25 protein-coding genes are annotated in these 22,830 nt (G+C 64.6%); 17 read left to right on the plus strand and 8 right to left on the minus strand.

What is annotated here, in order from left to right:
- Positions 1-156 precede the first annotated feature (156 nt).
- On the plus strand, positions 157-666 hold the full coding sequence (locus H9X91_RS04660; protein ID WP_204803023.1) for a helix-turn-helix transcriptional regulator: 510 nt from the start codon (positions 157-159) through the stop codon (positions 664-666).
- Positions 667-916: 250 nt separating this feature from the next.
- Here H9X91_RS04660 and H9X91_RS04665 read toward each other — a convergent pair whose 3' ends face one another.
- Complete coding sequence (locus tag H9X91_RS04665) at positions 917-1,441, minus strand: hypothetical protein (protein ID WP_204803025.1); 525 nt, start codon at positions 1,439-1,441, stop codon at positions 917-919.
- A gap of 159 nt (positions 1,442-1,600) precedes the next feature.
- Between H9X91_RS04665 and H9X91_RS04670 the strand changes: the two genes are divergently transcribed.
- The 3 genes from H9X91_RS04670 to H9X91_RS04680 all read left to right on the plus strand — a co-directional run bounded on the left by H9X91_RS04670 (position 1,601) and on the right by H9X91_RS04680 (position 5,241).
- Positions 1,601-2,002 (plus strand): Mini-ribonuclease 3, encoded by a 402-nt coding sequence (locus tag H9X91_RS04670; RefSeq protein ID WP_204803027.1) that lies wholly within the window; start codon positions 1,601-1,603, stop codon positions 2,000-2,002.
- A gap of 3 nt (positions 2,003-2,005) precedes the next feature.
- Positions 2,006-3,748, plus strand: coding sequence for an Rqc2 family fibronectin-binding protein (locus tag H9X91_RS04675; protein ID WP_204803029.1), 1,743 nt, complete (start codon positions 2,006-2,008; stop codon positions 3,746-3,748).
- A 179-nt stretch (positions 3,749-3,927) separates the two neighbouring features.
- The gene (locus H9X91_RS04680; protein ID WP_204803031.1) at positions 3,928-5,241 is read left to right on the plus strand and encodes a cation:proton antiporter; all 1,314 of its coding nucleotides are present in this window, start codon (positions 3,928-3,930) and stop codon (positions 5,239-5,241) included.
- A 72-nt stretch (positions 5,242-5,313) separates the two neighbouring features.
- Here the strand turns inward: H9X91_RS04680 and H9X91_RS04685 are convergent, their stop codons facing one another.
- Positions 5,314-5,538, minus strand: a complete 225-nt coding sequence (locus H9X91_RS04685; protein WP_204803033.1) for a DUF378 domain-containing protein — start codon at positions 5,536-5,538, stop codon at positions 5,314-5,316.
- A gap of 209 nt (positions 5,539-5,747) precedes the next feature.
- On the opposite strand from H9X91_RS04685, the gene thrH reads away from it, so the two are divergent.
- Together thrH and H9X91_RS04695 are read left to right on the plus strand one after the other, a co-directional pair.
- A complete protein-coding gene (thrH, locus tag H9X91_RS04690; protein ID WP_204803035.1) occupies positions 5,748-6,347 on the plus strand; it encodes a bifunctional phosphoserine phosphatase/homoserine phosphotransferase ThrH in 600 nt (199 codons plus the stop codon).
- Positions 6,348-6,376: 29 nt separating this feature from the next.
- Positions 6,377-7,657: a DUF1015 domain-containing protein gene (locus H9X91_RS04695; protein WP_204803037.1), complete on the plus strand. Its 1,281-nt coding sequence runs from the start codon at positions 6,377-6,379 to the stop codon at positions 7,655-7,657.
- Between the two features lie 73 nt (positions 7,658-7,730).
- On the opposite strand, the gene H9X91_RS04700 is transcribed toward H9X91_RS04695, so the two are convergent.
- Entirely contained in the window at positions 7,731-8,207 is a 477-nt protein-coding gene (locus tag H9X91_RS04700; protein ID WP_204803039.1) for a hypothetical protein, read from the minus strand.
- Between the two features lie 183 nt (positions 8,208-8,390).
- On the minus strand, positions 8,391-8,534 hold the full coding sequence (locus H9X91_RS04705) for a hypothetical protein (protein WP_204803041.1): 144 nt from the start codon (positions 8,532-8,534) through the stop codon (positions 8,391-8,393).
- A gap of 211 nt (positions 8,535-8,745) precedes the next feature.
- Here H9X91_RS04705 and ispE point away from each other — a divergent pair, with 211 nt between their 5' ends.
- Together ispE and spoIIR are read left to right on the plus strand one after the other, a co-directional pair.
- Positions 8,746-9,624 (plus strand): 4-(cytidine 5'-diphospho)-2-C-methyl-D-erythritol kinase, encoded by an 879-nt coding sequence (gene ispE / locus H9X91_RS04710; RefSeq protein ID WP_204803043.1) that lies wholly within the window; start codon positions 8,746-8,748, stop codon positions 9,622-9,624.
- A 72-nt stretch (positions 9,625-9,696) separates the two neighbouring features.
- Positions 9,697-10,335 carry a stage II sporulation protein R gene (spoIIR, locus tag H9X91_RS04715; protein WP_204803045.1) on the plus strand — a complete coding sequence of 213 codons (639 nt, stop codon included), beginning with the start codon at positions 9,697-9,699 and terminating at the stop codon, positions 10,333-10,335.
- A gap of 90 nt (positions 10,336-10,425) precedes the next feature.
- Here spoIIR and H9X91_RS04720 read toward each other — a convergent pair whose 3' ends face one another.
- On the minus strand, positions 10,426-11,034 hold the full coding sequence (locus tag H9X91_RS04720) for a DUF1643 domain-containing protein (protein ID WP_204803047.1): 609 nt from the start codon (positions 11,032-11,034) through the stop codon (positions 10,426-10,428).
- 97 nt (positions 11,035-11,131) lie between these two features.
- Between H9X91_RS04720 and H9X91_RS04725 the strand changes: the two genes are divergently transcribed.
- The 6 genes from H9X91_RS04725 (at position 11,132) to hflX (ending at position 20,671) form a co-directional block, all read left to right on the plus strand.
- Entirely contained in the window at positions 11,132-14,458 is a 3,327-nt protein-coding gene (locus H9X91_RS04725) for a PD-(D/E)XK nuclease family protein (protein ID WP_204803049.1), read from the plus strand.
- A gap of 1 nt (position 14,459) precedes the next feature.
- A complete protein-coding gene (addA, locus tag H9X91_RS04730; protein ID WP_204803052.1) occupies positions 14,460-18,020 on the plus strand; it encodes a helicase-exonuclease AddAB subunit AddA in 3,561 nt (1,186 codons plus the stop codon).
- A 13-nt stretch (positions 18,021-18,033) separates the two neighbouring features.
- Positions 18,034-18,459, plus strand: coding sequence for an SRPBCC family protein (locus H9X91_RS04735; protein WP_204803054.1), 426 nt, complete (start codon positions 18,034-18,036; stop codon positions 18,457-18,459).
- Between the two features lie 107 nt (positions 18,460-18,566).
- The gene (rpmE, locus tag H9X91_RS04740; RefSeq protein WP_021748737.1) at positions 18,567-18,770 is read left to right on the plus strand and encodes a 50S ribosomal protein L31; all 204 of its coding nucleotides are present in this window, start codon (positions 18,567-18,569) and stop codon (positions 18,768-18,770) included.
- Positions 18,771-18,880: 110 nt separating this feature from the next.
- The gene (locus H9X91_RS04745) at positions 18,881-19,390 is read left to right on the plus strand and encodes a flavin reductase family protein (RefSeq protein ID WP_204803056.1); all 510 of its coding nucleotides are present in this window, start codon (positions 18,881-18,883) and stop codon (positions 19,388-19,390) included.
- Between the two features lie 9 nt (positions 19,391-19,399).
- On the plus strand, positions 19,400-20,671 hold the full coding sequence (gene hflX, locus H9X91_RS04750) for a GTPase HflX (RefSeq protein ID WP_204803058.1): 1,272 nt from the start codon (positions 19,400-19,402) through the stop codon (positions 20,669-20,671).
- Here the strand turns inward: hflX and H9X91_RS04755 are convergent.
- The gene (locus H9X91_RS04755; RefSeq protein ID WP_204803060.1) at positions 20,658-20,876 is read right to left on the minus strand and encodes a hypothetical protein; all 219 of its coding nucleotides are present in this window, start codon (positions 20,874-20,876) and stop codon (positions 20,658-20,660) included. The genes hflX and H9X91_RS04755 overlap by 14 nt on opposite strands.
- An 84-nt stretch (positions 20,877-20,960) precedes the next feature.
- Here H9X91_RS04755 and H9X91_RS04760 point away from each other — a divergent pair, with 84 nt between their 5' ends.
- From H9X91_RS04760 to H9X91_RS04770, 3 genes are read left to right on the plus strand one after another with little or no spacing between them, the layout of a single operon-like run.
- The gene (locus tag H9X91_RS04760) at positions 20,961-21,179 is read left to right on the plus strand and encodes a helix-turn-helix domain-containing protein (RefSeq protein WP_204803062.1); all 219 of its coding nucleotides are present in this window, start codon (positions 20,961-20,963) and stop codon (positions 21,177-21,179) included.
- Positions 21,176-21,733 (plus strand): GNAT family N-acetyltransferase, encoded by a 558-nt coding sequence (locus tag H9X91_RS04765; protein ID WP_204803064.1) that lies wholly within the window; start codon positions 21,176-21,178, stop codon positions 21,731-21,733. The genes H9X91_RS04760 and H9X91_RS04765 overlap by 4 nt, the downstream gene beginning before the upstream one ends.
- A complete protein-coding gene (locus H9X91_RS04770) occupies positions 21,708-22,346 on the plus strand; it encodes a YigZ family protein (RefSeq protein WP_204803066.1) in 639 nt (212 codons plus the stop codon). Before H9X91_RS04765 ends, H9X91_RS04770 begins: the two co-directional genes overlap by 26 nt.
- A 42-nt stretch (positions 22,347-22,388) precedes the next feature.
- Here H9X91_RS04770 and H9X91_RS04775 read toward each other — a convergent pair whose 3' ends face one another.
- Together H9X91_RS04775 and H9X91_RS04780 are read right to left on the minus strand one after the other, a co-directional pair.
- Positions 22,389-22,604 carry a heavy-metal-associated domain-containing protein gene (locus tag H9X91_RS04775; RefSeq protein WP_204803068.1) on the minus strand — a complete coding sequence of 72 codons (216 nt, stop codon included), beginning with the start codon at positions 22,602-22,604 and terminating at the stop codon, positions 22,389-22,391.
- 37 nt (positions 22,605-22,641) lie between these two features.
- Positions 22,642-22,779 (minus strand): hypothetical protein, encoded by a 138-nt coding sequence (locus H9X91_RS04780; protein ID WP_204803070.1) that lies wholly within the window; start codon positions 22,777-22,779, stop codon positions 22,642-22,644.
- Between the last annotated feature and the right edge of the window lie 51 nt (positions 22,780-22,830).

Genomic DNA, 22,830 nt, shown 5'->3' on the forward strand with positions numbered 1-22,830 from the left:
GGCTGACCGGCAGTCTGCCGCTGCTGCGGTGAGGGCATGAATGGAGGGAGAGGGCCGCGCATAGCGCAGCCCTCTCCCTCCATGTTAACAGATGTTGCTTGCGGCAACGGCCCGTTTCCTGTATGATCGTGCCAGCAGGAAAGGAGTGCGATCCATATGCTGAACGAAAACCTGAAAGCCATCCGAAAAACAAAGGGCCTCTCCCAGGAGGAGCTTGCCATCAAGCTGAACGTGGTGCGGCAGACCATCTCAAAATGGGAACAGGGGCGGTCCGTGCCGGACGCGGAGCTGCTGCTCTCTCTGTCAGAGGTGTTGGAAACGCCCGTGAGCACACTGCTGGGGGAGACGGTGGCGGAGCCGGAGGCCGATGCCATCAAAGCCCTCTCTGAAAAGCTGGAGGTCCTCAACCTGCAGTTTGCACGGCAGAGGGAACGGCGGCGGAAGCTCCTCCATGGACTGTGCATCGCGCTGTGCGCAGGCGTCGTCCTCGCCTTCGGTGTCCTGTTCACAGTGGGAAGCCCCTATCTGGACTGGAACTACCAGGACCCGGAGACCGCCGTGATGGGAACGGCGCTCCACGCCATGGAGTGGCTGTTCGTCCGAGCGGCGCCGGTGCTCCTGATCGGGGCGGCTGTCGGGGCGTTCCTGACGCGGAGGCGGACGTAAGCCGCGGAGAGTTAGGAATTAGGAATGAGGAATTAGGAATTTTTCGGAAACAGGCCGTAGGGGCCGACCTGTGTGTCGGCCCGTTCATGGATGACGGAACAGCCCCCTTCCGCACCGTAGGGGCGGCAATCTGCCGCCCGGGGGATGCGCGCGGAGAGTGGAGAGTTGAGATAAAAGATAAAGGATAAAAGATAAGAGATACCCCCTCCGCCGGGAAATATCTCTTATCTTTTATCTGTTCACTTTTATCTTAGTCCGCTTCCCACTCCGCCTTGTGCTCCTCCCACCACGCCGGGAAGGCCGGGTCTTTTGGGGAGAGGGTGGGCTTGACGGGTTTTCCCTTAAAGATGCGGGAGGTATCATTTTTTGCCCAAAACGGCTCAATCAGAAGCAGGTGGTAATTCACACCCAAATACAGCAGTTGAAGGACTGCTTGTTCTTCCTGCGTCCACGGTTTCCCGGAATACGCCACGCTGAAATCCCAAAAGGACACCCGCCGAACTGGCGTCTCATCGTGAACTTCTTTCAGCTGACCGTACAGATATTCAATGTTCTTTTTGTTTTGCAGAAGCGCGTCCGTTTGAAAAAGCACTTGAGCGTCAGGGTTATCCTCATAGCCAAGCTCTGGAGGGAATAATGTTGCCAATGTCGTTGTTTTCCGGTCCTCTATTTCTGCCAAGCACCGATTGAAGATGGCCTGGACATTGGCCTCGCTCAGATCAATCGGGTGAAAGCCCTCGGTTTTCATAATCGGTTTCTTATTGAGAAAGCCCACAACACAAGCCCCCTGCCGCGCCCAAACGGCGCTGATTCTGGTCTCATCCTACCATATCCTTCCACCCTTTGCAAGGCCGGCTGCTCCCCAGGTGACAAACCGGGAAACCTGTGGTAAAATAATCCGGTATGAAAATTTCTGTGATGCGGGGAGCCGTCTATGGAAAACTATTTTGAACCGAATCTCACCGCCGACCAGCTGCGCGCCATCAGCTCCATCGGCCTGGCCCACATGGGGGACGCCGTGTTCGAGGTGCTGGTGCGCACCTGGCTCTGCGCCCACGGAAAGGCCACGGGGAAGGGGCTGCACCAGGCCACCATCGCCCTGGTGCGGGCGGAGTCCCAGGCGGAGAAGGCGGAGCGGATCTTACCGCTTCTGACAGAGGAGGAGGCCGCCGTGTTCCGCCGTGGGCGGAACGCCCACGTGAAGTCGGTGCCCGGCCACGCCACCCGGGCCCAGTACGGCGAGGCCACGGCTTTGGAAGCACTGCTGGGCTGGCTGTACCTGCAGGGCCGGCGGGAGCGGATCAACCAGCTCTTTCGCGTGATGATGGAGGAATAAGCGATGCCATTGGATGGAGTCTGTATGCAGGCGGTGGCGGAGGAGCTGCGGCCTGCCCTGCTGGGGCTGCGGATCGACAAGGTCCAGCAGCCCGCGAAAGACCAGGTGATCCTGCTGCTGCGGGGAAACAAGCGGCTGCTGCTGAACGCCGGGGCCAACGCCCCCCGCATCCAGCTGACGGGCCTCACCCGGGACAACCCGGCGGAGCCGCCCATGTTCTGTATGCTGCTGCGCAAGCACCTGGTGGGGGGCCGTGTGGCTGCCCTCACCCAGCCGCCGCTGGAGCGGCTGGTGCGGCTGGAGCTGGACGTCACCGACGACTTCGGCCAGCCGGGCCGCCGGACGCTGGTGCTGGAGGCCATGGGCCGCCGGTCCAACCTGATCCTGCTGGACGGGGAGGGCCGGATCATCGACTGCCTCCGCCGGGTGGATGCGGACATGTCCGCCAGCCGGCAGGTGCTGCCGGGGCTGTACTACGAGCCTCCGGCCTCTGTGGGCCGTCTGCCGGTGACGGAGGAGACGGAGGAGGGCTTCCGGGAGAAGCTCTCAACCGCCAATCCGGAGCGGGGGGTGGACGCCTTCCTGCTGGACAGCTACTTCGGCATCTCGCCCCTGATCGCCCGGGAGCTGGCCTTCCGCGCCGCCGGGGAGACGGACGCCCATCTCTTCGGCCTGGGCCGGGAGGGGGAGGATCGGCTGTGGGGAGAACTATCTTCTCTTATCAGAGCCATACAGGAAAATCGCTTTACACCAATCTGCTTGAAAAAGGACGGCAAGATGGCGGACTTCACCTATTGTCCCATCGCCCAGTACGGCGATGCCATGGAGCCTGTCCGGTATGACACCTTCTCCGCCCTGATGGACGACTTCTACGCTCTCCGGGAGCAGCAGGAGCGGGTGCGCCAGCGGGGGGCGGACCTGCTGCGGACCGCCACCACGGCGAGAGACCGCCTGCGGCGGAAGCTGGCTCAGCAGGAGAAGGATTATGCCGCCACCCAGGACCGGGACCAGCTGCGGATCTATGGCGACCTGATCACCGCCAATCTCTACCGGATGGAGCGGGGCCAGAGCAGGCTGGAGACGGAGAACTTCTACGACCCGGAGGGCGGCACCATCGCCATCCCCCTGGACCCGCTGCTGACGCCCCAGCAGAACGCCGCCAAATACTACAAGCGCTACACCAAGGCCAAGACGGCGGAGAAGTACCTGACGGAGCAGATGGCCATCGCCCGCCGGGACCTGGACTATATCGAGAGCGTGCTGGAGGAGCTGGACCGGGCGGAGACGGAGCAGGACTTCCTGGACATCCGGGGAGAGCTGCGGGACGCGGGCTTCCTCCGCAGGCAGGGGAAGAAGGAGGTCAGCCGCCCCGCCAAGCCCCTGGAGTTCCGCACCACCTCCGGCTTCCGGGTGCTGGTGGGCCGGAACAACCGCCAGAACGACAAGCTGACAAAGTCCGCCGGTCCCCGGGACATCTGGCTCCACACCCAGAAGATCCACGGCTCCCATGTGATCCTCTGCACCGAGGGGCGGGAGGCGGACGACGACACCATTGTGGAGGCGGCCAAGCTGGCGGCCTGGTTCTCCCAGACCCGGGAGGGGGCCAACGTCCCGGTGGACTACACGCCGGTGAAGAATGTAAAAAAGCCTGCCGGCGCCCGACCCGGTATGGTGATCTACTCCACCTGCCGCACCGTGAACGTAACGCCGGAGGAATCCCTGGTAAAAAAGCTGCGGATGCCGTAAAGAATTCGTGAAAAAGCAGGCTGTCTTTGGTGAAGACAGCCTGCTTTTTTGATAAAATCACTAAAAAATGGAAACATTTTTGTACAGAACGGCACTTGCAAATCCGGCAGAAAGGTCTACAATGAGAGCTCCTGAAGGCAAGCGTTTGCAGAAATGGATGACAGAAAGGAAGGCAGAAGATGTCTTATCATTTTCTTTTGGATCTGGCGCTGATCCTGTTCAGCACCAAGGTGCTGGGCATTTTGACCAAGCGGATCCAGATGCCCCAGGTGGTGGGGGCACTGGTGGCAGGACTGATCCTGGGCCCGGCCGTGCTGGATGTGCTGACGGAGACGGAGTTCCTCACCCAGCTCAGTGAGCTGGGCGTCATCGTCCTGATGTTCTCCGCCGGCATGGGTACCGACATCCAGGAGCTGAAGCACAGCGGCAAGGCGGGCTTCCTGGTGGCTCTGCTGGGCGTGATCGTGCCCCTGATCCTGGGCACGGGGCTGGCCATGGCCGCCGGCCGGGCCGGCATGATCGCGACCACCGGCTTTCTGGAGGATGTGTTCATCGGCACCATCCTTACGGCGACCTCTGTCAGCATCACGGTGGAGACGCTGAAGGAGATCGGAAAGCTGGATACCAAGGTGGGCAACACCATTCTGGCGGCTGCCCTGATCGACGACGTGTTGGGCCTGATCGCCCTGACCATCGTCAGCAGCGTGGCCGGCGGACAGGACAGCATCGTCCTGGTGCTGGTGAAGATCGTTCTGTTCTTCCTCTTCTCCGGCGTGGCATCCTTCTTCGCACTGAAGTTCTTCCGCTGGCTGATGGCCCTGGACCGGGGCCGGGAGCGGCGGCGCTATCCGGTGCTGGCCTTTGTGCTGTGCCTGGCCATGGCTTACTGCGCCGAGGAGTTCTTCGGCGTGGCGGACATCACCGGCGCCTATGTGGCGGGCCTGGTGATCTCCTGCACCCCCAAGTCTACCTATATCCAGTCCAAATTTGAACCCCTGAGCTTTTTGCTGCTGACGCCGGTGTTCTTCGCCAGCGTGGGCATCAAGGCCAATGTCAGCGGCATGACGAGCAGTCTGGTGATCTTTTCCATCCTTCTGCTGCTGATCTCCATCATCACCAAGATCATCGGCTGCGGTCTGGGTGCAAAGCTCTGCCATTTCACCGGAAAAGAGAGCCTGCAGGTAGGCGTGGGCATGGTGTGCCGGGGCGAGGTGGCGCTGATCGTGGCCAACCGGGGCCTGGAGCTGGGGGTGCTGTCCAGCGCCATGATGGCTCCCGTCATCATCACGGTGGTGGGCGGAACAATCCTGACCCCCATCATGCTGAAGCTGGTGTTCCGGCACGACGACCAGGTGGTCAGCACGCCGGAGAGCAATCTGGTGGACCACTACGACAAGATGGAGCAGCTGGATATCGTCTCGGAGAGCCTGCTGTCCAAGGATGAGAAATATCTGAAAGAGGGCGAGCGGAAGGTGGAGGACGATCCTTCCTGACTGCGCCGCGGGATCGAAACAGGGAGCCGGCCTTTTGGCCGGCTCCCTGTCCTTGCAAATGGCGCTGCGCCGTCAGGCGGTGTGGCGCGCGTGGCCTGTCTCCTCGTCGGAGGAGCGGAACAGCAGCGTGATGCACCACAGGCCCGCCAAACCCACCAGGGCGTAGATGATGCGGGAGAGGATGGCCATCTGGCCGCCGCAGAAAAACGCCACCGCATCAAAACCAAACAGGCCGATGGCGCCCCAGTTCAGCGCGCCGATGATGGCCAGTACCAGTGCGATCTTGTCAATCACCATGCGAAAAACCTCCTTTATGCCTTCCAGCAGGGATTTGGCGTTAGTGTGTCCGGCGGCGCAGGATCTATGCGGAAGGCGAATGGCGGCCGGGCGGACAAAATTTGTAAATCACATTGAAAGAGCAGGGCTGGGTATTGTATAATCAAAGACAGCCAGAACAGGATCCCCGCGCGGTCCGCCGCGCAGACCTGACAAAAGGGAGAGACGATATGAACATTGTATGTTTGGACATGGAGGGCGTCCTGGTCCCGGAGATCTGGATCGCCTTTTCCGAGGCCAGCGGCATTCCGGAGCTGCGGCGCACCACCCGGGACGAGCCGGACTACGACAAGCTGATGACATGGCGGCTGGGCATCCTGAAGGAGCACGGCTTAGGGCTCAGGGAGATCCAGGCCACCATCGCCAGGATCGACCCGCTGCCCGGCGCCAAGGCGTTTCTGGACGAGCTGCGTTCCATGACCCAGGTGATCATTCTGAGTGATACCTTTGAGGAATTCGCCAAGCCCCTGATGGAAAAGCTGGGCTGGCCCACCATCTTCTGCAATTCCCTGGAGGTGGCGGAAAACGGTGAGATCACCGGCTACAAGATGCGGTGCGAGAAGTCCAAGCTCACCACGGTGAAGGCCCTGCAGTCCATCGGGTACGACACCATCGCCAGCGGCGACAGCTTCAATGACCTGGGTATGATCCAGGCCAGCAAGGCGGGCTTTTTGTTCAAGAGCACGGAGCAGATCAAGCGGGACTACCCCCAGATCCCGGCCTATGAGGAGTTCGACGATCTGCTGGCCGCCATCAAGGCGGCGCTGTAAAAGTCTTTCGACAAGAAAGGGGACGCAACATGAACGAGAAATTCCGGAAACTGGGCTTTTATCCCGCGGACATCCTGCTGCCCAAGGACGCGGACATGACGAAGTGGGCCGTGGTGGCCTGCGACCAGTTCACCTCCCAGCCGGAGTACTGGCAGGCGGTGGAGGACACGGTGGGGGACGCACCCTCCGCCCTCCGGCTGATCCTGCCGGAGGCCAGGCTGAACGACCCGGACGTGGACGATCACATCGCGGCCATCAACGGCGCCATGAACCGGTATCTGGCCGCGGGCGTGTTCCAGACCCTGCCGGAGTCCCTGTTCTATATCGAGCGGACCCAGTCCGACGGCAGGGTGCGCCATGGCCTCATCGGCATGGTGGACCTGGACCAGTACGACTTCACCCCCGGCTCCGGCGCCCTGATCCGGGCCACGGAGGGGACGGTGCTCTCCCGCATCCCGCCCCGGGTGCGGGTCCGGCAGGACGCCCCCATCGAGCTGCCCCACGTGATGCTGCTGATCGACGACCCGGACCGGACCGTCATCGAGCCCCTGACTGCCGGGACCGACACGATGGAGAAGCTGTACGACTTCGACCTGCAGCAGGGCGGCGGCCATCTGAAGGGCTGGAAGCTGACGGACACCCAGATGGACGCCGTGGCGGACGCCCTGACGGCCATGTGCACGCCGGAGGCCATGGAGAAAAAATACGGCCTGAAGAATGCGGCGCCGCTGCTGTTCGCCGTGGGCGACGGCAACCACTCCCTGGCCACCGCCAAGCAGTGCTATGAGAACCTGAAAAAGGTGACACCGGAGGACCAGTGGGCCACGCTGCCCGCCCGGTATGCCCTGGTGGAGGTGGTGAACAACCACGACGACGCCCTCCAGTTCGAGCCCATCCACCGGGTGCTCTTCGGCGTGGAGCCCGAAAAGGTCCTGGAGGCGTTCCAGGCCTACTATCCCGGCGCTCACGAGGGAACCGGCGAGGGCCACACCATCGCCTACACCTGCGCCGGCCGCACCGGCGCCGTCACCGTGCCCGATCCCAAGATGCAGCTGGCGGTGGGCACGCTCCAGACGTTCCTAGACGCGTATCTGAAGGAGCACGGCGGCGAGGTGGACTACATCCACGGCGACGACGTCACCGATGAGCTGGGCAGCAAGCCCGGCAACATCGGCTTCAAGCTGCCGGCCATGGGGAAGGAGCAGCTGTTCAAGACTGTCATGGCCGACGGCGTGCTGCCCCGCAAGACCTTCTCCATGGGTCATGCCCAGGACAAGCGGTACTATGTGGAGGCCCGGAAGATCAAGTAATCAGTTTCCGCACAGATGCAAACAGCGCCGCAGGCTTTTGCCTGCGGCGCGTTTTTTCAGCCGGTGCGGCCGTTCAAATTCTGCGGTGCCGGACCGGCTTCTCATATGGGTTTTTCTTCTTCGGCGGAGGATCCGCTGTGATCCAAAACGCCAGCAGGGCGGCGATCTGGGCGAGGACCAGGAAGGCGAGGATCTCCGCAGGGGAGAAGGCGGGGACCTCCCGGATCACCCCCAGCCGGCAGATCAGCCATTTTGCCCCGAGTCCCACGCAGCTGGAGGCCAGCACGAACGCCATGCAGGGGAGAACGTTTGTCTTTGTGTAGGCCCGCCGCAGGCAGTATCCCACAAAGCCGTAGAGGACAAAAGCGCCCGCGCCGTCTATGGAGAGAGGAAACCCGGCCATGGCGGCCAGGAGGACGCAGCAGAAGGCCAGCAGACCCGGCAGCCAGCGGGGCAGGGTGATCTTGCCGTTGGCACAGGCGATCAGCAGAGACGGGACGCCCGCGCAGACGGCCGCAACGAGCGCCAGCACCAGAAGCATCTGAAACATGTGGATCCCTCCCTGATCCGGAAGTCCGTTTTTTGCGGCCAGGCGGAAGATACTGTTTTTCCAATATATATCACACGGCAGAGCGGTTTGCAAGCCCTGCGGCGGAAAGGCGGCGGTCCGGGACACGGAGCCCCGACACAGCAAAAGCCGCGGCTGACCGCGGCTTTTCCGACGGGGCGCTTGCTAGAAGGTGCCGCCCCGCCTCCGGAACTTCTGGATGGTTTCAAACGCGACATAGAGCACAGCGACGGACAGGACCGTGACGACCGGCAGGAACAGGACTGCATACAGCAGGGTGCTTCCGCTCAAAAACAGGATGTCCAGCATACGATGCTCCTTTCTGACACTGTTTGGGCGTCCTGCCCAAACATTTCCTTCCACCTCCTCTGTTCTGTGTATAAATTATACCACGCACGGGCTAAGAATGGAAGAGTTTTTTCCGGATCGGCCACATTTGTACCCTGAGACTTTCCCAGCCGGTCCGGCTGTGCTATACTGGACCCAGACGGCGGGCCTAGGCCCGTGGGAGGTGGCATGATTGAAGACTCTGACACTGGAGGCACCGGCCAAGATCAACCTGACACTGGACATTCTGGGCCGAAGGCCCGACGGCTACCACGACATGCGGATGGTGATGCAGTCCGTGTCCCTGGGGGACACCGTGACGGTGACGGAGACGACGGAGGGCTTCTCCCTGCTGGCGGAGGACATCGCCCTTCCGGCGGGAAGACCCACGCTGGAGCAGCAGGCGGCGGAGTCGTTTTTCCGGTATCTGGGACATCCCATGCCGGGGCTGGAGGTGCGGCTCGTCAAGCGGGTCCCGGCTTATGCGGGGCTGGGCGGCGGCAGCGCCGACGTGGCGGCGGTGCTGCGGTGCCTGCGGGCCCTGTACGCCCCGGAGCTGCCCCGTTCCGCGCTGGAGGAGATCGGCCTGGCGGTGGGCAGCGACGTGCCCTTCTGCGTCCACGGCGGCACATGCCTTGCGGAGGGGCGGGGAGAGGTCCTGACGGATCTGCCGCCTCTGCCGGCGTGCGCCATCGTGCTGTGCAAGCCGGACTTTGGCCTGCCCACGCCGGAGCTGTTCACGCGGGTGGACGGGGCAGACCTGGGGGAGCGGCCGGATGCCTCCGCCATGGCGGAGGCCCTGGCCCGGGGAGAGCTGGCCGCCGTGGCCGGGTGCCTGGGCAACGTATTCGAGCGGGTGCTGACAGGGGAAGAGGGGGCGGACATCCGCGCCATCCAGGCCGCCCTGCTGGACTGCGGCGCCCTGGGGGCGGCCATGAGCGGCTCCGGCCCCACGGTGTTCGGCCTCTTCAACGATCCGGTGAAGGCGGACCGGGCGGCGGAGGTCCTGGGACAGACGTACCGGCAGACGTATCTGGCCGCACCGGTCAAAAAATTCGGAGAACTGGAATAAAAATCAAATTTTCCGTCCATCATGGGAGAAACGGGTCCGAGAGGACTACATAGCAAAGGACGGAAAACGAACATGAAAACAGCTGCGAAGCGTGAACGAAAGACCCTGCGGATGGTGGAGCTGGCCCTGCTGCTGGGGGCGGCGGTGTTCCTGCTGTCCGGCATCTGGGCGCTGAATACCCAGCGGGACCTGGCGGACCGGGTGGTGCGGCTCCACGTGCTGGCCAACTCCGACACGGAGGAGGACCAGGCGCTGAAGCTGCTGGTCCGGGACGCGGTGCTGGAGCGGGCCACGGAGATCCTGGAGCAGTCGGAGGACCGGAAATCGGCGGAGGCGCTCCTGCGGGAGAGCCTGCCGGAGCTGGAGGCCCTCGCCGGGGAGACGGTGCGGGCCAACGGGTATGACTACGCCGTGACGGCGGAGCTGGAGGACACATCCTTTCCCACCAAGGAGTACGACGGCTTTGCCCTGCCCGCCGGGGAGTACCTGGCCCTGCGGATCCTCATCGGCGAGGGAGCCGGACAGAACTGGTGGTGTGTGGTGTTCCCGCCCCTGTGCACCGCCGCCTCCGCCGATGTGCCGGAGACGGCCCTGGCCGCCGGTCTGACGGAGGATCAGGTGAGCCTGATGGCAGAGGAGGGCAGCGGCTACGTGCTGAAGTTCAAGGCCGTGGAGTGGTGGGAGCAGCTGCGGGAGTGGCTGGAGGAGTGAACTTCCCGGTCAGGCGAAAAGAGGAAAAGAGACGGCAGACCCATTGAGGGTCTGCCGTCTTGTGCGTTTGAAGGGAGTCCGGGCGCTCTGTCAGCGGGTCAGATAGGCGCTGATATCGAAGCCCTGAAGCGGCGTGGTGCCCTTCAGATACAGGGGGTGGTGGGGGTGGCCGGACTTCAGCAGGGGTCCGGCGGTGAACCACGCTGCCCCTGCCGCCTGCGCGTCGGCGGCAAAGTCCCGCAGGCAGTCCATCAGATACCCCCGCTTCTCGATGATGTTGCCCCAGGCGGCCCACAGGGCGGGGGCCGGAGACAGGGAGAGGAGATATCGGAAGGCCTTCCGATTCTCAGCATGGAGCACCGGGTTGCAGGACCGCTCCATGTCATCGGGACGGGTGGCCCGCTGGGCGTAGACGTTGAACATCAGAAAGCTGTCGTACCCGTTGGAAAGGGCGATCCGCTGGGCGGACTGGAGGGTGGGGTCCAGGGCGTCCGGGGCGGCGGTGGAGGGGTTGATGCCCATGCAGATCAGGGGCTTTCGGCCCCGGGTGCCCAGAATGTACCGGTATTCGGAGTAGTGGTTGGGGACGTACAGCCACCGCGTCACGTCATAGTCGGCCGAGGGCCGGAGGGCGGCGGCCAGGGCTTCGTCGAAAAGCTCTAGATCCAGGGCGTTGGTGGGCCCTTGGGGAATGTGCATCGGGAGACCTCCTTGGAAATTCTTCAAGAAACAGGATAGCACGAATCGACGGGATATGCTACAATGACTTTTGAAATCGCGCAAAGGAGGTCCCGCCATGCTGACGATCCTGATGGGCCGGGCCAAAACGGGAAAATCGGAACAGGTGCTCCGCCGAATCAAGGAACTGGGGGATTCCGGCCAGCAGATCCTGCTGGTGCCGGAGCATGCCTCCCACCAGGCGGAGGTGGACCTGTGCCGCTTCTGCGGGGATACCGCCAGCCGCCATGCGGAGGTCCTTAGCTTCCGCCGTCTGTGTGACCGGGTGCTGACCCTGACCGGCGGCGCCGCCCGGGTGACGCTGGACGCCGGCGGCAAGCTGCTGACGCTGCAGAAGGCCCTGGGGGAGGTGGCTCCTCTGCTGAAGGTCTACCGCCGCCCCTCCCAAAAGGCGTCGTTTTTGCAGCAGCTGCTGGACCTCTTTGACGAGCTGCGCTGCTACGACGTGTCCCCGGCGCTGCTGGAGAGCCAAGCCCGGGAGATCCAAGGGGCCAGCCGGGACAAGCTGCTGGATCTGAGCCTGCTGTACGGGGCTTATGAGTCCCGGCTGTACCGTCCCGGCTTTGACGCCCGGGACCGGATGACCAGGCTCTGCGAGGCGCTGGGACCCTCCCGCTACGTCTTCGGCAAGGACGTGTTTCTGGACGGCTTCACCTACTTCAACGCCCAGGAGCGGCAGGTGCTGGAGACCATAGCGCGGCAGGCCCGGTCCGTCACCGTCACGCTGCTGGGGGAGCCGGACAGCGCCGAGGAGATGTTCCAGGTTTCCCTCCGCACCCGGGACCAGCTGGCGCGGCTGGCGGAGAAGGCGGGCTGTCCCTGGGAGGTCCGGACGCTGACCCGTGCCGACGACTCTGCCCTGGGCCATCTGGAGCGGTACTTCTTCGGAGAGGGGGAGCCCTACGAAGGGGACAGCGGCGCCATCCGCGTCCGGGAGGCAGACACCGCCTTCTCCGAGGTGGAGCAGACGGCGGCGGACATCCGAAACCTGGTGGCGGCGGGAAAGTGCCGCTACCGGGACATTACCGTGGCCGCCCGGAACATGGCGGACTACGAGGGCATCATCGAGACAGTGTTCGAGCGGTATGAGATCCCCGCCTATCTGAGCCGCCGCAGCGACATGCTGGAAAAGCCCGTGTGGAGCCTCATCACCGGCGTCCTTTCCGCCCTGGAGAATGGCTTTGAGTATGAGGACATGTTCCGCTGGCTGAAGACCGGCCTGGCGGGGCTGACGCCGGAGGAGTGCGACCTGCTGGAAAACTACGTCCTCACCTGGGAGATCCACGGAAAGATGTGGCTGCGGGACGTGGACTGGACTGACAACCCCGACGGCTACGGCGCCCCCTGGAACGACCGGCGGCAGGCCCGGCTGGAGCAGGTGAACGACCTGCGCCGCCGGGTGCGGGAGCCCCTGGCAGCTCTGAATGAGGGCCTGAAAGCCGGAAAAACTGCCGGCGAGAAAGTGGATGCCCTTTACAGCTTTTTGGAACGTCTCGACCTCCAGGGCACCCTGGAGGAGCAGATGCGCGCCCAGGCAGAGGCCGGCCGGCTCCAGGAGGCGGAGGAGACTGCCCAGCTGTGGGAGATCCTCTGCGCCATTCTGGACCAGTTCGTGGAGATCCTGGGAGATGAGCCCATGAGGACCGACGAATTCAGCCGCCTGCTGCGGCAGGTGGCCTCCCAGTACAGCGTGGGCACCATCCCGGTGTCCCTGGACCAGGTGTCCGTGACGGAGATCACCCGGAACGACCGGCACACGGACCGGTATCTGTTCCTGCTGGGAGCCAACGACCACGTGCTGCCCGCCGTGGGCCAGAGCGGCGGCATCCTGAATGACGACGACCGGGAGGAGCTGGCCCTCCGGGGCATCCGCCTGGCCCCCAGCGGCATGGAGCAGATGAGCATCGAGCTCCAGAATCTCTACGCCGCCCTGGCCCAGCCCACCGAGGAGCTGGTGGTCAGCTACGCATCAGCGGACGTGTCCGGGGCGGAGCTGCGGCCTGCCTTCGTGGTGGACCGGCTGCGGACGCTGTTCCCGGCGGTGCGGATAGAACACGAAAAAAATGACAAGGATTATCGCTTGACAGCATCAATCCCGGCACTGGAGGCGGCCGGAACGGCCCCGGATGGGCCCCTGTGGCGGTATTTTGCGGGATCCTCCGACTACGCCGCCCCGCTGGCGGCCATGGAGCGGGCGGCGGCATTGAAGCGGGGCCGCCTGTCCCGCAGCGCTGTACAGGCGCTGTACGGGGAGCGGATCTCCATGTCCGCCTCCCGGATGGAGCGGCTGCGGAGCTGCCACTTCGCCTACTTCATGGAGTACGGTTTGAAGGCCAAGGCCCGCCGCCCGGCGGCCTTTGACGCCCCCCAGATCGGCACGTTCCTCCACTACCTGCTGGAGCACGTCACGAAGGACGTGCTGGACCGGGGCGGCTTTGCCGCCGTGGGGGAGGAGGACCTCCACGCCCTGGTGCGGCGGTACATCGACCAGTACGCAGAGGAAGAGCTGGGGAATCTGGAGGGCCGGAACGCCCGGTTCCGGTATCTCTTTGCACGGCTGCGGAATACCGCCTACGCGGTGGTGGACCAGATCGCCCAGGAGATGCGCTGCTCCGACTTCGTGCCCCTGGCCTTCGAGCTGTCCTTCGGCGACAGCGGGGAGCTGCCGGCGGTGACGGTCAGCGAGCCGGACGCGGAGCTGCGGATCGGCGGCAAGGTGGACCGGGTGGACGGCTGGGTGAAGGACAACAAACTGTATCTCCGGGTGGTGGACTACAAGTCCGGCAAAAAGGCCTTTGATCTGGCGGCCGTCCGGATGGGCCTGGACATCCAGATGCTGCTGTACCTGTTCGCCCTGGAAAAGGAGGGCAGGCAGCGGTTCGGCAGGGACATCGAGCCCGCCGGGGTGCTGTATCTCCCCGCCCGGGACGAGATCCTCTCTGCCGAGCGGAATATCACGCCGGACCAGCTCCAGTCCATGCGGGAAAAGGAACTGCGCCGGACAGGGCTGCTGCTCTCTGATCCGGAGGTGCTCCAGGCCATGGAGCACGAGGCCCTGCAGAGCCCCCGGTTCCTGCCGGTGCGGGTGAACCGGGAGGGGGACCTGTCCGGCGCCCTGGCCTCTGCCGACCAGCTGGGACGGCTGGGGCAGTATGTGGAAAAACTGCTCCACCAGATCGCCCGGGAGGTCCGGGACGGCAACATCGACGCGGACCCCTGCTGCCGCAGCGAGGACGACAGCTTCTGCAAATACTGCGACTGGGCCGACGCCTGCCACTTCCAGGACGGGCGGGACGGCGACCATCTGCACTACATCCTGCCGGTGAAGCCGGAGGACTTCTGGCGCCAGGTGGAGGAAGAGACCGAGGAAGGAGGCGGACGATAACATGGCAAAACTGACCCTGACCCCCCAGCAGCAGGCGGTGGTGGAGAACCGGGGCGGCAGCCTGCTGGTGTCCGCCGCCGCCGGCTCCGGCAAAACCAAGGTGCTGGTGGACCGGCTCTTTCGCTATGTGACGGAGGAGCGCTGCAACATCGACGACTTCCTCATCATCACCTACACCAAGGCCGCCGCCGCGGAGCTGCGGAGCAAGATCGCCTCCGAGCTCTCCAAGCGGCTGGGCCAGACGCCGGGGGACCAGCAGCTCCGGCGGCAGCTGCTGCGGGTGTACCAGGCGGACATCAAGACCGTGGACGCCTTCTGCACGTCGCTGCTGCGGGAGAACACCCACCTTCTGGCCCGGGAGGGGGACAGCCGGGCCCTGACGCCGGACTTCCGGGTGCTGGACGACAACGAGGCCCAGCTGATCCGCCAGCGGGTGCTGGCCCGGGCTTTGGAGGATTTTTACGACCAGATGGACCAGGGCGGCGCTCTGCTGGCGGACACCCTGGGGGCCGGCCGGGACGACAGCCGCCTGGCCGCCCTGGTGCTGGAGCTGTACGACAAGGTCCAGAGCCACGCGGATCCGGCGGGCTGGCTGGCGGAGAACCGGACCGTCTGGGGCAGCTGGACCGGCGGCTTTGACAACACCCCCTACGCTGCCGAACTGCTGACCTCCATCCGCCGGAAGGGGGCCCACTGGGGGGCCCTGCTCCGGTCCGCCTCTGCCCGGACCGAGGGGGACGAGGCGCTGTACCGGGGGTACGGGGAGAAGTTCCTCCAGGTGTCCGTGGCCTTTGACGCCCTGGCGGAAGTTCAGACCTGGGAGGCGGCCCGGCAGGCGGAGGCGGCCATCGCCTTCCCCCGGCTCTCCACCCCCAAAGGACGGAAGGACGAGCCGGGCATCGCCGCGCTGAAGCAGGTGTGGGAGCGGTGCAAGGCGGAGGAGAAGAAGCTGGCGGGCCTGCTGGCCGTCTCCGGTGAGGAGGCCATGGAGGACCTGACCGCCGTGGCTCCGGCCATGGCGGCCCTGCTCCGCCTGACGGAGGACTTTGCGGAGCGGTACCGGCAGGAGAAGCTGCGGCTCAACGCCGCCGACTTCTCCGACCAGGAGCATCTGGCCCTGGGCCTGCTGGTGGGCCCCGACGGCGCCCCCACGGAGCTGGGGGAGCAGGTGGCGGCCCGGTATCGGGAGATCCTGGTGGACGAGTACCAGGACACCAACGAGATCCAGAACGCCATCTTCCAGGCGGTGTCCCGGAACGGACAGAACATCTTCACCGTGGGGGACGTGAAGCAGAGCATCTACCGGTTCCGTCTGGCGGACCCCACCATTTTCCTGGGAAAATACAACCGCTTCAAGCCCTGGCAAGAGGCCGCCGACGGGGAGGAGCGGAAGATCCTGCTGTCCAAAAACTTCCGCTCCCGGCGGGAGATCTTAGAGAGCACCAACTTCATCTTTTCCAACATTTTGTCGGTGGAGATGGGGGAGATGGAGTACGGCGAGGAAGAGGCCCTCCACTTCGGGGCGGAATACTACCCCGAGCGGGACGACTGCCGGACGGAGTTCCATCTCATCTCCGCCCACCAGAAGGCGGGGGAAAACGACAAGCCGGTGAAGAAGGTCACCGCCGAGGCCCGGTTCGTGGCGGCGCGCATCCGGCAGCTGCTGGACGAGGGCTATCCCGTCACGGAGAGCGACGGCACCCTGCGGCCCTGCCGGCCGGAGGACATCGTGATCCTGATGCGCTCTCCCGGCAGCCGGTCTGCCGCCTTTGCCGCCGCCCTGGCGGAGCGGGACATCCCCTGCTCCTTCCAGGAGAGCGGGGACTTCTTCCACACCATGGAGATCTCCGTCATGGTGTCCCTGCTGGAGATCGTGGACAACCCCCGGCAGGATGTGCCCCTCATCTCCGTCCTCCGTTCGCCCCTGTTCGGCTTCACGCCGGACCGGCTGGCGGAGGTGCGGGCCGCCGCTCCAACGGGAGACTACTACGACGCAGTAGTCATCGACGGGGGAGAGGACTGCCAGGCGTTCCTGGCCACCCTCGCTGACCTGCGGCAGGCGGGCCGGGACATGAGCGTCCACCGCCTGATCTGGCACATCTACAACCGGCTGAACGTGCTGGGGGTCTTCGGCGCCATGGACGACGGCGCGGCCCGGCGGGAGAATCTCATTGCCCTGAGCCAGCACGCGGAGAAGTTCGAGAGCAACGGCTACCGGGGCCTCTTCGCCTTCGTCACCCAGCTGCGGCGGCTGCTGGAGCAGGACCAGGCTCCCGCCACCCGGGGCCCGGCGGAGGCCGCCGGCGTGCGGCTCATGAGCATCCACAAGTCCAAGGGCCTGGAGTTCCCCATCGTCATCCTGGCAGACCTGGACCATGCCTTCTCCCGGCAGGACTTTGACACGCCGGTGCTGGTGCACCCGTCCATGGGCCTGGGGCCCAAGCGCATCGATCTGGAGCGGAAGATCCAGTATCCCACCCTGGCCCGGCTGGCCATCCAGGAGAAGCTCCGGCGGGAGAACCTGGCGGAGGAGCAGCGCATCCTCTACGTGGCCATGACCCGGCCCAAGGAGAAGCTGATCCTGGTGGACGCCCTGTACAATGCCCCCGGGCGGCTCCAGAAGCTGGCGGCGGTGGCTGCCTGCCCGGTGCTGCCGGAGACGGTGGCAGAGGGCCGTACCCTGGGGGACTGGATCCTGCTGCCCCTGCTGTGCCGGCCGGAGGCCGCGCCCCTGCGGGCCCTGGCAGAGACGGAGATCGATCAGCTGTATATCGGGAATGACAGTCCCTGGCAAGTGTTTCTCCATGACAGTGAGGACTACCGGGACCGGCCCGTCCGGCCCCAGGTGACGGCGGAGGCGGCAGGGGAGACCGCCCCCTTTGACCTGGCGCTGCTGTCCTTTGTCTACCCCTACCAGCGGGAGACGGCCCTGCCCGCCAAGGTGACAGCCACCCAGCTGAAGGGCCGCCAGTTGGACCAGGAGATCGCCGAGCACGCCGCCCACACACCGTACCTCCGGCCCCTGAGCCAGCCCAGCTTCCGGCGGGAGCGGCAGGGCCTGACACCGGCGGAGCGGGGCACCGCCGCCCATCTGGTGCTGCAGTACCTGGACTTCTCAAACTTTGACGTGGCGGGCCAGATCGAGGCCCTGCGGCAGCGGAGCCTGCTGACGGACCAGCAGGCCGCGGCCGTGGAGACCGCACCCCTGGAGCGGTTCCTCCGCTCTTCCTTGGCGGAGGAGATCCGCCGGAGCCAAAACGTCCTGCGGGAGTACCGCTTCACTCTGCTGATGGACGCCCGGGACTATGATCCTGCCGCGGCGGAGGGGGAGACCATCCTCCTCCAGGGCGTGGTGGACTGCTGCTTCGAGACGGCGGAGGGGCTCACCGTAGTGGACTTCAAGACGGACCATGTGTTCACGACCGCGGAGGTCCGCCGGCGGGCGGAGCACTACCGCCCCCAGCTGGAGGCCTACAGCCGGGCCCTGGAGCGGGTGCTGGAAAAGACCGTCACCCGCCGGGCGCTGTACTTCCTGGCGGCGGGGGAGACCGTGGACATTTGAGGGAGGAGATCGTATGGGAAAGGAGATCGTCAGCACCGTCACAGCCCTGCTCCCATACCCGCCGGAGCGGGTGTGGGCGGTGGTGACGGACCTGGAAAACTGGCAGTGGCGCAGCGATCTGAGCCGGCTGGAGCACACCGGTAAGGACGCCTTTACGGAGTACGACAAAAGCGGCTTTCCCACCCGCTTCACCGTCACAGCCCGCCGCCCCACCGCCCTCTGGGCCTTTGACATCGGGAACGCCAACCTGACGGGCCGGTGGACCGGGGAATTCCGGCCGGAGGACGGTGGCACCCGGATGGTTTTCACGGAACATATCACCCCGAAAAAGCCCTGGATGCGGCTGTTTGCCAAGGGCTATCTCCGCCGCCAGCAGGCCCGGTATCTATCGGATCTGGAGCGGGCGTTGGAGCGGCTGGCCGATTCAGGAAAAAAATAAAAAAGGACTTGCAATCTTGACACATGTGTGATACACTAATCAACGCCTTTGTTGGGGTGAAAGCTCCGGCGAGGTAGTTTTGAACCAGAAAGGGGTGAACGAGAGCAATGAAGGAAGGAATCCATCCCAATTATCAGCAGACTACGATTACTTGCGCCTGCGGTAATGTGATTGAGACAGGTTCTACCAAGAAGGATATCAAGGTGGAAGTCTGCTCGAAGTGTCACCCCTTCTTCACGGGCAAGCAGAAGCTGGTGGATACCGGCGGACGCGTGGCCAAGTTCAACAAGAAGTTCGGCCTGGACAAGTAAGTCTGACACGTCACAAAAGGGTCTGCTGTTTGGCAGGCCCTTTTTCATTTACTTTTCCAAAAAAAGCGCATATACTGTTGCTAGGAAAAACGGGAAGGAGCATTTTGGATATGGATCTGCATCCTGTGGAGCTGGAAACATTGACACCGGAGATCCTCCGGGTCTTCGGCCGGCAGAATCCGCTGCTGACCGCCGGGGACCGGACGGAGCTGAACACCATGACCATCGGCTGGTGCCAGCTGGGCCGGCTGTGGAATCAGCCGGTGTGCACGGTATTTGTGCGTCCGGAGCGCTATACCTATCGATTCATGGAGTCCCACGACTATTTCACGGTCTCCGTCCTGCCGCCGGAGGCGAAGAAGATCACCGCTCTCTGCGGCACGAAGAGCGGCCGGGACGTGGACAAGGTGAAAGAATGCGGCCTGACGGTCCGTTACGGCGCCGGAGACGCCCCCTTCTTTGACGAGGCGGACTGGGCCCTGGTGTGCCGGAAGATCTACGTCCAGGACATGGACCCCGCCTGCGTGCTGGGGGAGGGGGAGATCCTGCCCTTCTACGGCAAAGCGGGCGGCTGGCACCGTATCTACGTGGGCCAGGTGGTGGAGGCCTATCAAAAATAAGGAGTTTGCATGGCAGAGACACAGGAAGTACGAGATAAAGTGGTGCTGGTGGGGCTCAACTCCCCGGTGCTGAAAAAAGAGGAAAACGCCGACGAGGACACCATGGAGGAACTCTCCGCCCTGGTGGAGACCGCCGGCGGCGAGACCGTGGGGATCGTGCTGCAGAACCGGCCGTCCCCGGACCCCAGGACCTTCATCGGCGAGGGCAAGGTGGCGGAGGTGCAGCTCTACTGCGAGAACACCGGCGCCACTATGGTGATTTTCGACAACGATCTGTCCCCCTCCCAGATGCGGGTGCTGACGGAGCTGCTGGGGGTCCAGGTGCTGGACCGGTGCGGACTGATCCTGGACATCTTCGCCCAGCGGGCCAAGACGAAGGAGGGCCGCCTCCAGGTGGAGCTGGCCCAGTACCAGTATCTGCTGCCCCGGCTGACGGGCATGTGGACCCATCTGGAGCGGCAGGCGGGCACCAGCGGCAAGGGGCCCATCGGCTCCAAGGGCCCCGGCGAGACCCAGCTGGAAACGGACCGCCGCCACATTCGCCGGAAGATCGACAAGCTGCGGGAGGACCTGGAGGAGGTCCGCCGGGTGCGGGCCACCCAGCGCCAGCGGCGGCAGAAGAACGAGATCCCGGTGGTGGCCATCGTGGGCTACACCAACGCGGGCAAGTCCACGCTTTTAAACCACCTGACCGGAGCGGGCATTCCCGCCAACAACCGGCTGTTCGACACCCTGGACACCACCAGCCGCCTGCTGACCGTCAGCGACACCCTGGACGTGGTGATCTCCGACACGGTAGGCTTCATCCGCAAGCTGCCCCACCAGCTGGTGGAGGCCTTCAAGGCCACGCTGGAGGAGCTGGAGTACGCCGACCTGCTGCTTCACGTCATCGACGTGTCCAACCCGGAGTGGCAGCAGCAGGCGGCAGTGGTGGAGAACCTGATCCGGGAGCTGGGCGCCGGAGAGCTGCCCCGGATCGACGTGTTCAACAAGTCCGACCGGCTGCCCGCCGGAGAGATCATGCCCCACGGGGAGGACATCTGCTCCATCTCCGCCAAGACCGGCGAGGGCGTGGACAAGCTGCTGGAGATGATCGCATCGCGGCTGGACAGCGGCAGCCGGCGGGTGGAGTTCCGCATCCCCTATGACAAGGGGGGGCTGCTGGACCAGCTGTACCGGGAGGCCAAGGTGGAGAGCGTGGAGTACGGCGAGACCATCGCCGTCACGGCGGTGTGCACGCCGAAGGTCCTGGGGCAGATGGCGCCCTTTATCGCGGAGTGACCTCCCGCAGGCCCGCCCCGGTGCGCAGGCCCAGCAGGAAGGCGTGGACGGCGGTGAATTCCAGGACCCGGTCCAGATCCTCCCGCTCTGCTGCGCGCAGCTCCCCGTCCAGAAGGGAGAACCACAGCTCATAGCCCTCCCGGGGGACTTCGTCCAGGTACGGGCGGATATAGCGGGGATAGAGCCACTTCATGAAATCGGTCATCGAAAAGTTCTCCCTTCTCAAAATACGCCATATTAGGTGTATTTTGATAATAACACACCTGATGTGGCGTGTCAAGGAGGATCTATGGAAATTGGAAGCAGATTGAAAGCGCTTCGCAAAGAGCGGAAAGAGACGCAGCTGCAGGTTGCGCAGGCCATTGGCATGGGCGACCGCCACTATCAGCGGATCGAGAACGACGAGGGACTGCCGGGGCTGGAGATCTTCTGCGCCCTGGCGGAGCACTTCGGCGTGTCTCTGGACTATCTGGCAGGCCGGACGGACCGGCGGGAGGTGGCCCGATGACGCCTGTGATCGAGACGCCCCGCCTGCTGCTGCGGCCCTATCGGGACGCGGACGCGGCGGACCTATACGCCTATTCCCGGGACCCCCGGGTGGGCGTGATCGCCGGCTGGCAGCCCCACCGGAGCGAGGAGGAGAGCCTGCGTTTTCTCCGCACGGTCTTCTCCGCCCCGGACGTGTTCGCCCTGGAGCTGCGGGAGAGCGGCCGGGCCGTGGGCTCCATCGGCTTTGTGGGGGGCCACCCGGCGGGGGAGCACCCCGGCTGCCCGGACGATGAGATCGGCTATGCCCTGTCCCCGGCGCACTGGGGCCGGGGCCTTATGCCGGAGGCCATGGCGGCCGTGCTGTCCTACGGCTTCGGGCCAAAGGGCCTGGCGCGGATCTGGTGCTCCCACTACGCGGGGAACTGGCGCTCCGCCCGGGTGATCACCAAGTGCGGCTTCCGCTACGCCTTTGCCCGCACGGAGCATGTGGCGGACTTCGGTGAGGACCGCCAGACGTATTTCTATGTCCTGACCAAGGAGGGGTGGCGTGAACGCGTATCGGGTGCCCTTTGAAAACGGAGAGAGCGAGTTCGTGGAGAAGCGGTCCCGCTTCATCAGCCACATCTGGCGGGTGGAGACCGAGGCGGAGGCCCGCTCCCACATCGAGGAGATGAAAAAGCGCTACTACGACGCCCGCCACAACTGCTGGTGCTATCTCTTGAAAGAGGGCGGCGTGGTCCGCTACAGCGATGACGGGGAGCCCCAGGGCACGGCGGGCCAGCCCATGCTGAATGTGTTCCAGCGGGAGAACGTAACCAACGTGTGCTGCGTGGTGACCCGGTACTTCGGCGGCGTGCTGCTGGGGGCCGGGGGACTGACCCGGGCCTATACGAAGGGCGCCAAGGACGCCCTGGACGCCGTGGGCATCGCCACCATGAGCCTGTGGACGCTGTGGGACGTGCCCTGTACATATCCCCTCTTCGAGCGGATGAAGCTGGAGATCGCGGCCTGCGGCGGCGTGGTGCGGGACGCGGAATACGGCGCGGACATCACCCTCCGGGCGGCGTTCCCGGCGGGCGGAGCGGAGCAGTTCTCCCCGCGCCTGACGGAGCTCTCCGCCGGGGGCCTCGCCATGACGGCGGCGGGGGAGGAGTTTCTCCCCGGCCCCCGGGAGGCAGCCAACTGAATGGAAAAAGCGGGGACGGCCATCTGGCCGTCCCCGCTCCTGTCATTCCGCCCCCTGGATGCCGAAGCCCAGGGACTGGACTTTCTGCCGGATGTCCTCCCGCCGGACGCCGGTGGAGTCATAGTCCACCGCCAGCCGTCCGCCGCTGACGCTGACGGAGGTGACGCCCGGCAGGGTGTCCAGCTCCCGCTTCAGTTCCTTGGCGTCATGGCTGCTGGCCGGATGCTCCAGAGAGAAATACGTGCTGAGATGTGCCATGGTCTGTCCCCCTTGCTGATCGATCCTGTTTCCGGCCTTACAGATCCTCCAGATCCGCCGCCGGGATGTCGTTTTCCACATTGTCCCGGGCCAGATCCGTATCCAGTTCTGGATAGACGTCGGGAATGGGCTTCTCCGGCCGGGAAAGCCGGCCTGTTTTTGAGCGCTTGCCCATCTGCAATCACCTCGGCCTTAGCCTGCCCGGCCTTGAGCCGGATTATGCGGG

Origin of the sequence: Oscillibacter valericigenes (genome assembly GCF_016902445.1) — a bacterium.
Lineage (GTDB): Bacteria > Bacillota > Clostridia > Oscillospirales > Oscillospiraceae > Oscillibacter > Oscillibacter avistercoris.